Origin of the sequence: Streptomyces sp. NRRL WC-3549 (assembly GCF_000721935.1) — a bacterium.
Taxonomy (GTDB): Bacteria; Actinomycetota; Actinomycetes; order Streptomycetales; family Streptomycetaceae; genus Streptomyces.
On record NZ_KL585395.1, the window covers coordinates 1 to 7869 of the forward strand.

At 70.3% G+C, this 7869-nt stretch carries 6 protein-coding genes and 1 pseudogene; 2 read left to right on the top strand and 5 right to left on the bottom strand.

The window, feature by feature from the left end; translation table 11 throughout:
- From IH13_RS0112750 to IH13_RS0112770, 4 genes and pseudogenes are all read right to left on the bottom strand, one after another.
- Positions 1–1021, bottom strand: a pseudogene (locus IH13_RS0112750) (hypothetical protein); the annotation flags it as partial.
- A gap of 1689 nt (positions 1022–2710) precedes the next feature.
- Positions 2711–3403: a Crp/Fnr family transcriptional regulator gene (locus IH13_RS0112760; protein WP_031083930.1), complete on the bottom strand. Its 693-nt coding sequence runs from the start codon at positions 3401–3403 to the stop codon at positions 2711–2713.
- 14 nt (positions 3404–3417) lie between these two features.
- Positions 3418–3927, bottom strand: coding sequence for a Pycsar system effector family protein (locus IH13_RS0112765; RefSeq protein WP_051835833.1), 510 nt, complete (start codon positions 3925–3927; stop codon positions 3418–3420).
- A gap of 66 nt (positions 3928–3993) precedes the next feature.
- On the bottom strand, positions 3994–5040 hold the full coding sequence (locus tag IH13_RS0112770) for an ion transporter (RefSeq protein WP_082317589.1): 1047 nt from the start codon (positions 5038–5040) through the stop codon (positions 3994–3996).
- A 244-nt stretch (positions 5041–5284) separates the two neighbouring features.
- Between IH13_RS0112770 and IH13_RS0112775 the strand changes: the two genes are divergently transcribed.
- Positions 5285–5515 carry a hypothetical protein gene (locus IH13_RS0112775; RefSeq protein ID WP_031083936.1) on the top strand — a complete coding sequence of 77 codons (231 nt, stop codon included), beginning with the start codon at positions 5285–5287 and terminating at the stop codon, positions 5513–5515.
- Between the two features lie 53 nt (positions 5516–5568).
- Here IH13_RS0112775 and tatA read toward each other — a convergent pair whose 3' ends face one another.
- Complete coding sequence (gene tatA, locus IH13_RS0112780; RefSeq protein WP_031083938.1) at positions 5569–5853, bottom strand: Sec-independent protein translocase subunit TatA; 285 nt, start codon at positions 5851–5853, stop codon at positions 5569–5571.
- Positions 5854–5999: 146 nt separating this feature from the next.
- On the opposite strand from tatA, the gene IH13_RS37330 reads away from it, so the two are divergent.
- Positions 6000–7869, top strand: a 1870-nt coding sequence (locus IH13_RS37330; RefSeq protein WP_234433281.1) for an LCP family protein, incomplete at its 3' end; no start/stop codon positions are given.

Genomic DNA, 7869 nt, shown 5'->3' on the forward strand with positions numbered 1-7869 from the left:
AGGCGACTGCCCGGAAGACACAGGTCTCGATGAGGACGACATGTCGCTTGGCGTCGTCGCTCTGGTGCATATCAGTAACCTCTTCGGTCGAGTACCGGTCCCGCAGGCTCACCGGGTCCTCTTCCTCCACGTGGCTCTCGATGCTCTCGCCGAGTCCGATCCGGGCAACCAGTCGCCATAGAGCCAGCGGACCGAGAGCGGCGTCCAGGAGGGCTTGGACCGTGACCCACCTCAACAGCCGCACACCGCGCTTGCCGGCAGGGGTCGCAGTCACTATCAGCTCGTTGTGAAGCGGGGTCATGACATGCGGTCGCACAGTCAGCCGTAACTCGCCTGCCTCGAGCGCGGCGTGCACGAAAAGGCTGACCACGACCTGGCCGCCCCAGGTGATGCACTGCGCACGAAGGTAGAGCCGTTCCGGCTCACCGGAAGGTGACTTGCGGCCTCTCCCCGTCAGGTCCGGGGCTTCCCCGTCACGAGCCCGATGCAGCCAGAGATGGGAAGGCAATCCGAGCACCCGCTCCCTCGAAAACCCTGGTAGGGGGTCCGTGATCTCCCGCACGCCACGGCCCAGTTCGTCCAGTGCGGCACCTACGCGCCGCAGCAGTTCGGCCTCGCCGAAGGACTTGACCGGTTCCTCGGAGTCTTTGGGCTTCAGAGGGATGTTGATGTGAGCGGCTCCCCAGTGGTCACGCCCGGCACCGATGAAGTGCTGCGAAGCGTCGTAGGGCAGCAGCCTCCCCTCCTGCCTGTCCCCCAGCGCCGACGTTCTCCGTTTGGTCTTCGACGTCACCCACGGCAAGGCGTCGCGGGAGACCTGCCTGCGGCCCAGCGCAGACAGCGCGGATCTCGCCACCAACCGGTCTCCGGCGTACACCAGCGTCATCCCGGCGAGAAATCCGAATGGCACGACGGCAAGGCCGAGACGCGTTGCCGACACCACGTCCGCGCCCGGGGCGTACGGGACCAGCGCGAGCAGCCACGGAACGACGAGAGGCAGGTATGCCTGTCTCTTATACACATCGTATGCCAGACGTGGACGACGAGCCAGTCGGCTGCTGCGCTTCTGCTTGCGTCGGGCTCGAAACGCCGCCCACCTGACGATGAGGGCGATCACGACCGCACTCAGCCAGGTCGCCGTCGCCCACGGAGTGACGTACCCGACCACCACCAGGAGCAGCAGGAAACACAGACGTCGTATGCGCTTCCTGCGGCGCGCACGCACACTGTGCGCCACCACCGGGACAAGATCGAAGCCATAGGACGGCACGGGAGCCAGCGGGCCGTTCAGCACGTGGTCGACAACCCACTGGGCCGTCGGTTCACCCAGTGGGGGGCAGTCATCGCTGCCCTCCAAGTAGATGGGCCGACGCGTACTACGTCTTGGCTTCCTCGGGGCCGCGTTCTTGCCCCGATATGTACGCCACCACGCCTTGAGCTGCTTCACGCGATCCGGCCGCGCATAGACGGCTTGGCACAGAACCCTGGTCACCTCGGTGGCAGCCGGATCCACCTCGGCAGGTCGAGGGGTGTCAGCTATGCGCGGCACCCTCTGCACAGGAATACCCGGCCACTGGCCGGCGCCCCACCTCCCCTGCTTCTTCTCCCGGGCTCTGGCACCCCAGGCAATCCCCACACCAATCCCCTGTCCGCACGTACGGCCGGCATCTTCACGGCGAACGGCAGGAACCGCCGGATCGCAGAAGCGACATTAGGCACAACAGGCTGTCTCGCGGAGGGAATGGCCGAAACATGATCAGGAAGGGCGGGGAGCCGCCCCGTGAAAGCCCACTCTCGGGCACATCCTGGCCATTCCGCCAGCCGCTTCGCCGAGTTACGACTTCTCGCGGACGGCCTGTCACGTCAGATGTAGGGATGTCGGCGTCATAACGGGGCCTGAGAGCCGCTTGGGAGCCGACCCGCTCCCAAGCCCCTTGGGCACCAACCGACACCGCACCAGCCCAAAGCCTGACCAGGCAAATCAGCGAGCTACCTCGGCAGCTGACATACCAGGCCAGGGGCCCGATCCGCAGTGCGGGTCGGGCCCCTGAGTGGTTTCCGGGGCCATCTGGGGAGCCGTTCGGGGGCCTCAGTTGCCGGGCGCCCCTCACTCCCCCGCAAGGGAGCACCACCGGACCCATCAACCCCACCCGGCGCACCCTTTTCGGCGCCCGGGTCCCCCTGTGGCTCCAGGCGGCCGGAGCCCGGGCGGCTACGGGGAACAGATTCCTCGCTATGGGTCAACTGGCTTAGACCCGCGGAGCGTTGGTGTCATACAACTGAGGGCCTCAGCGACAGTTCACCCGTCTTGAACCTTGGGGGCCACCATGTCCGGTGAGGCCACGCACTGCTGGATCATGGTGCTGGACATCGAGACTTCAGTACCCGGCCGGACCCGGTCCAGCGTCCCCTGAGGGCCGGAATGTACGAGGTGCTGCGGGAGGCGCTCGGGCGGGCCGGACTGGAGGGCTGCGGCGTCACGGTCGAGGACCGTGGTGACGGGGTGCTGATGGTGGTGCCCGCCACCGTCTCGCCGGTCATGCTGGCCGGGAGGTTCCTGAGCGCTCTCGACGAGGAGCTCAAGCAGAAGGCGGTCGTCTACAGCCCCGCCCACGCGATGCGGTTCCGGGTCGCTCTGCACCAGGGGCTCGCGGCGCGGGACCGCGAGGGGTGGCAAGGCCCCAGGAGGGGCCCCGGGTGGCGCGGGCCCTCACGGGCCGGAGCCGGTCACCCGCTTCAGCTCGTCCGGGCGGTCGATGGTCAGCCGGTTGCGGCCGGTCGTCACCCACCCGTACCCGCGCCACTGCTCGAAGACGCGGCTCACGGTCCGCCGTGAACTGAGGACGAGTCCGGCGAAGTCGTCCTGGGAGAGCGGGAGCGCTGTGCAGACCGAACCGTCGCCCTCCGGGCGGCCGAACTCCGCGCCGAGTTCGAGCTGCAGGGCGGCGAGCCGGGCCTGTACCGCCTCGGCGGCGGCACGGTGGCCGTCCGCCTCGCGCAGCCGCTCCGAGAGGACCTGTTGCAGTGCCAGGGCCAGGACGGGTGAGGAACCGGCGGCGTCGAGGGAGGGGGCCGAGGGGATCACCAGGGCCTCGACCTGGGTGAGCGCGACGAGGGTGGCGGAGCGCGCCCCGCCGTCCAGGGCGGCCTGCTCGCCCAGGAGGTCACCGGCTCTCCGGATGGCCAGTACGGCCTGGTACCCCCCGGTGGAGTTGACGGCCACCTTGGCGCAGCCGCGCCGGATGACGAGCAGATGGTCACTGAGGTCGTGCTGGTGCAGCAGGGTATCCTTGGGCTGGAAGGCCATCAGGCGCCCCGTGGACAGCAGTTCGTCCCGGGCGCCTTGGTCGAGCAGCGCCCAGAACCGGCTGCGGCGCCGGTGAAGACGGGGTGCCCTGTCCAACGCGCGCGCCGTCTTCAGGCGAACACGACGACTGCGGCGACCAGCAGACTGCCGACGACGGCCAGGGCCAGCGACTGCTGCACGCGCTTGTGTTTCGTCCAGGCGATCGCGCTCAGTACGACGAGTTGCCTGCTGAGGGTGGGCAGCGGATCGGCCTCGGTGAGCCGCTGTTCGAGGGCGGCCGGCGACCAGTGGCGCAGGTGACCGTAGAAGATGAACTCGTCCTCGCCGGGGCGGGGCGAACGCCCCTGGCCGTTGTGGCGGGGGACGACGACCAGGACGGCGAGTACGGCGGAGAGGCCGAGCGCGGCCACCCCCAGCCAGAGCACGACCCCGGCGAAGCCGTTCACCTGGTCGAGCGACCTGCCGCCCCCGAACAACGCGGCGATCCCCGCGAGGGCCGCGGACTCCATGGCCAGGGCGAAGGATGCCTTGGCGTCCACCGTACGGGTCGACTCGTGCAGGGAGCCGAAGATCTGCCAGGCGATCTTCGTCGCCTCGGCCCGGGAATCCGCCTGTGACACTGGAGCATCCCCCGATTCTTGAGGTCCTCGTCACTATAGCGACGGAGGGGCCCGCCGGTGCCGCAATCAGCAGGCTGACTCCCCTGGCCGAAGGGGGAGTTGACGCCCCGTCCCGCCGGAGAGCGGGGGGCCGCTCACCGGCCCGCGTCCGGGCGCGGGCCCGCCGCGGCCCCGCCGCACCTGTACGTCCCCCGGCCCGTCCCCGGCGGCCGTGCGTCCGGCGAGGGGCGGCGGGGTCCGGGTGAGGTCGCGTTCGAGGTCGTCGAGTGCCCGGCGGGCCGCCGTGAGGCGTTCCAGCAGCAGCCGTCGGTCCTCCGTGCAGCAGGGGGCCGGGGGTGTCTCCTGTGCCGTCTCCCGTGTCCCCTCCATCTCCCGGGCCTCCTCGAGGGACGTGATCACCACGCCGACGAGGACGTTGACGAGGACGAAGGAGGCGAGCAGCACGTAGGAGGCGTAGTAGAGGAGGCTCCACCGGGAGATCTCCAGACCGGCGTGGATCGCGTCGCCGATGCCGTCCAGGATCATCAGCAGGAACAGCGTGAGGACCGCGCGGCCGATGGATCCGTAGTGTTCCGGGTCCTGGCGGCCGAAGAAGACCCAGCCGACCATGGCGTACACGTACAGCAGCAGCGCCCCGACGAGCAGGAAGCTCAGGGTGCCGGGCAGGCTGCGGCCGACCGCGACCAGCACGATCCGCAGTTGCGGCAGGAAGCGCGCGGTGCGCAGCACCCTGGCCAGCCTCAGCAGGCGCAGGACGGTCGTGTTCTCGCGGACGAGCGGCAGGAAGGCGCAGAGGACCACGGCGAGGTCGAAGAGGTTCCACGGGTCCTTGAAGAAACCGCGGGGCCGGTCGGCGTGCGCGCCCAGCCGCACCAGGATCTCGACGGTGAACACGGCCAGGCAGCCCCGTTCGGCCAGCCGTAACCAGCGGTGCCACTCCTCGACGAGCCCCGGGTAGGTCTCCAGGCCCAGCAGCGCCGCGTTGAGGAGGATCACGGCGAGGACGGTCAGGGCGAACCACCGGGCCTCGGTGACGCCGCGGCAACGGCGCGCCAGTTCCGGACGGCCGGGCCGGGAGTCGACGGTGGTCGTCTGGTCGTGCTGCTCCGGCATCGTGCTGCCCTGACTCCTTGTCGCGCCCGCCCCCTCCCGGTCGGCACTGCCGGGGTGGCGGGCTCGTCGGGTGATCGGATCACCCTTTCAGGAGAGATTTCTCCAGCACTGTAGATCGCCTGCCGGCACCGGTCGCCCCGACCCGGTCGTGCTCCGCCGGGCGGGAGCGGGGCCCGCACCGGGCGAACGGAAGACGTGACACACGAGCCGCCCAGTTCAGTTGCGCAACCATTAAACTATGGGCATGGAGACTGCCGACACGACGGGACGGGAAGCCGCAGTGCTCGACGGAGGGCCTGCGGACGGACTACGGATGGAGGTCGCCGACCGGCCACATGTGATCCAGGTGACGTACCCCTGCCGGGTGGAGGACGCACCGAACGGCGTCCGCGTGGAAGAGGTGTACGTCTACCGCCGCGACTACGCCGTGACCGGTGAGCCGCTGCGGTACGGCTTCGACATCGCCACCCCCTGACACGCCGGAAGGCGTATGCGCCGGACGCCGGCGTGACACGGAGGAGGGCGGACTCAGCGGGTCGTTTCACCTTCTACATAGGTCCTGACCTGCGCCGTTTCGCCGGGGGCGGCTCGATCGACGTGCTGTGCGGGCCCGGCGGGGGACGCCTCCCCGGCCGGGCCCGCGGGCTGCCGCCCGGCGCCGCCCTTCTTCATCGCCTCGGCCTCGCTCTTGAGGATGCGCATCGACTTGCCCAGCCCTCGGGCGGCGTCGGGCAGCTTCTTCGAACCGAAGAGCACGATGATCACGATCGCCAGGACCAGCAGGTGCCAGGGTTCCAGTCCGTTGCGGAGCATCCCGCCCACCTCTCCTCTTCGTCGCCCGGCGGCCCGACCGGGTGGTGCGGGCCGTCTGCCATCATTGCTACATTGCGCAACTGTACAACCATGGGGGGTGGGTCAGTCGTCCACTCCGTATGAGTCGGACGGACGAGGGTGCACGGATGACCACCACCAGCGATCAGGCCATACCCTCCCGCCGCAGGCGCCGGGCGGACCCGCCTCGCCGCGGTCCTTCGCGTGGCGGCCGCCCGGACCGGCGGCGGCGCAGACGGAGCCCGCTGCGGACGGCGCTGCTGGTCGTCCTCTCCCTGGCGGTGCTCGGCACAGCCGGTCTGGGGTGGGTCTACCTGAAGCTGAACGGCGACATCGACACCTTCGACGGGGCGGGCCTGTCCAAGGACCGCCCCGCCTCCGGTTCGTCCAAGGGCGCGAACGTCCTGGTCATCGGCTCGGACGCGCGCACCGACGGCAACAGCGCGCTCGGCGGCGGCGCCAAGGACGACATCGGCCGCTCCGACACGGCGTTCCTGCTGCACGTCTACGCCGACCACCGGCACGCCATCGCGGTGTCCATACCGCGCGACACCCTGGTCACCATCCCGCCGTGCAGGCTCCCCGACGGCAGCTGGACCGACACCCGGACCGACACCATGTTCAACGCGGCCTTCTCGGTCGGCCAGACCGAGGCGGGCAACCCCGCCTGCACCCAGAACACCGTCGAGGAGCTCACCGGGCTCCGCGTGGACCACACGGTCGTGGTCGACTTCAAAGGCTTCGCGGCGCTGACGGACGTGGTCGGCGGGGTCCAGGTCTGTCTTCCACAGGACATCTACCAGGGCGACCTGAACCCCAACCGCGCCACCAAGGGCGAGCGCATCTTCGAGAAGGGAGAACAGAACGTCTCCGGGAAGCAGGCCCTCGACTACGTCCGCATCCGGCACGGCATCGGCGACGGTTCCGACATAGGGCGCATCAAACGCCAGCAGGCCTTCGTCTCCAGCCTCCTCAAGAAGATCAAGAGCGACGGTCTCACCCCGACCAAACTCCTGCCGCTGGCCACCGCCGCCACCCAGTCGATGACCGTCGACCCCGGCCTCGGCACGGCGGACAAGCTGATGGCCTTCGCCATGTCGCTGAAGGACATCGACCTGCACGACACGAAGTTCGTCACCGTCCCCTGGCGCTACCAGGGCTCGCGCGTCGCGATCGCCGAACCGGACGCCTCCCGGCTGTGGGCCGCGCTGAAGGCCGACCGCACCATCGACGGCGAGGACGCCGGGGGCGGGAAGACGTCGACGGCATCGCCCTCCGGATCACCCGGGACCGGCGGGAGCGGTCCGGAGGACGCCGTCGACGGCGCCGGGATCGACGTCGCCGTCTACAACGGGACGACCACCTCGGGCCTGGCCTCCCGGGCCGCCGCCGCCCTCACCGAGCACGGCTTCACGGTCACCGCCACCGGCAACGCGGCCGACCGGCAGCACACCACCACGGTCGTGCAGTACGGCACGGGGCTGCGGAGCCGGGCCGAGACGGTCGCCCGGGTGTTCCCCGGTGCCCGGCTCGAAGCCGTCGGCGGCTCGGCCGTCAACGTGGTGGTGGGGACGTCCTACGCCGCGCCCGACGCCTCCGCCACGACGGACCCCGCGGCCGGCACCGGGCCGGTGGCGGGCGACGCCCGCTCGGCCCCGCGGCCGGCCCCGGGCCGGTGGCGGCCGACGCCCGCTCGGCGGACGACGACCTGTGCGCGGACCTCTCGTACGGGTCGGGCGGCTGAGCGGGCCTCCCGTTGCCCGGCAGACGGCCGCCGGACACCACACCTCACCGGGCCCGCGCGTCTCCTCCGTGCCGCTCGGGCTCCGTCCGCGCGTCCTCCCCGTGCCGACGCTCGTACCGGGCCCGGGCGGCGAGCAGACCGACGGCGTACAGCCCCAGGACGGCGGCGAGCAGCGAGTAGTACACCGGTGGCAGTGTGGTCAGGCCGAGCGCTGTCTCTTATACACATCTCTGAGCGGGCTGGCAAGGCAGACC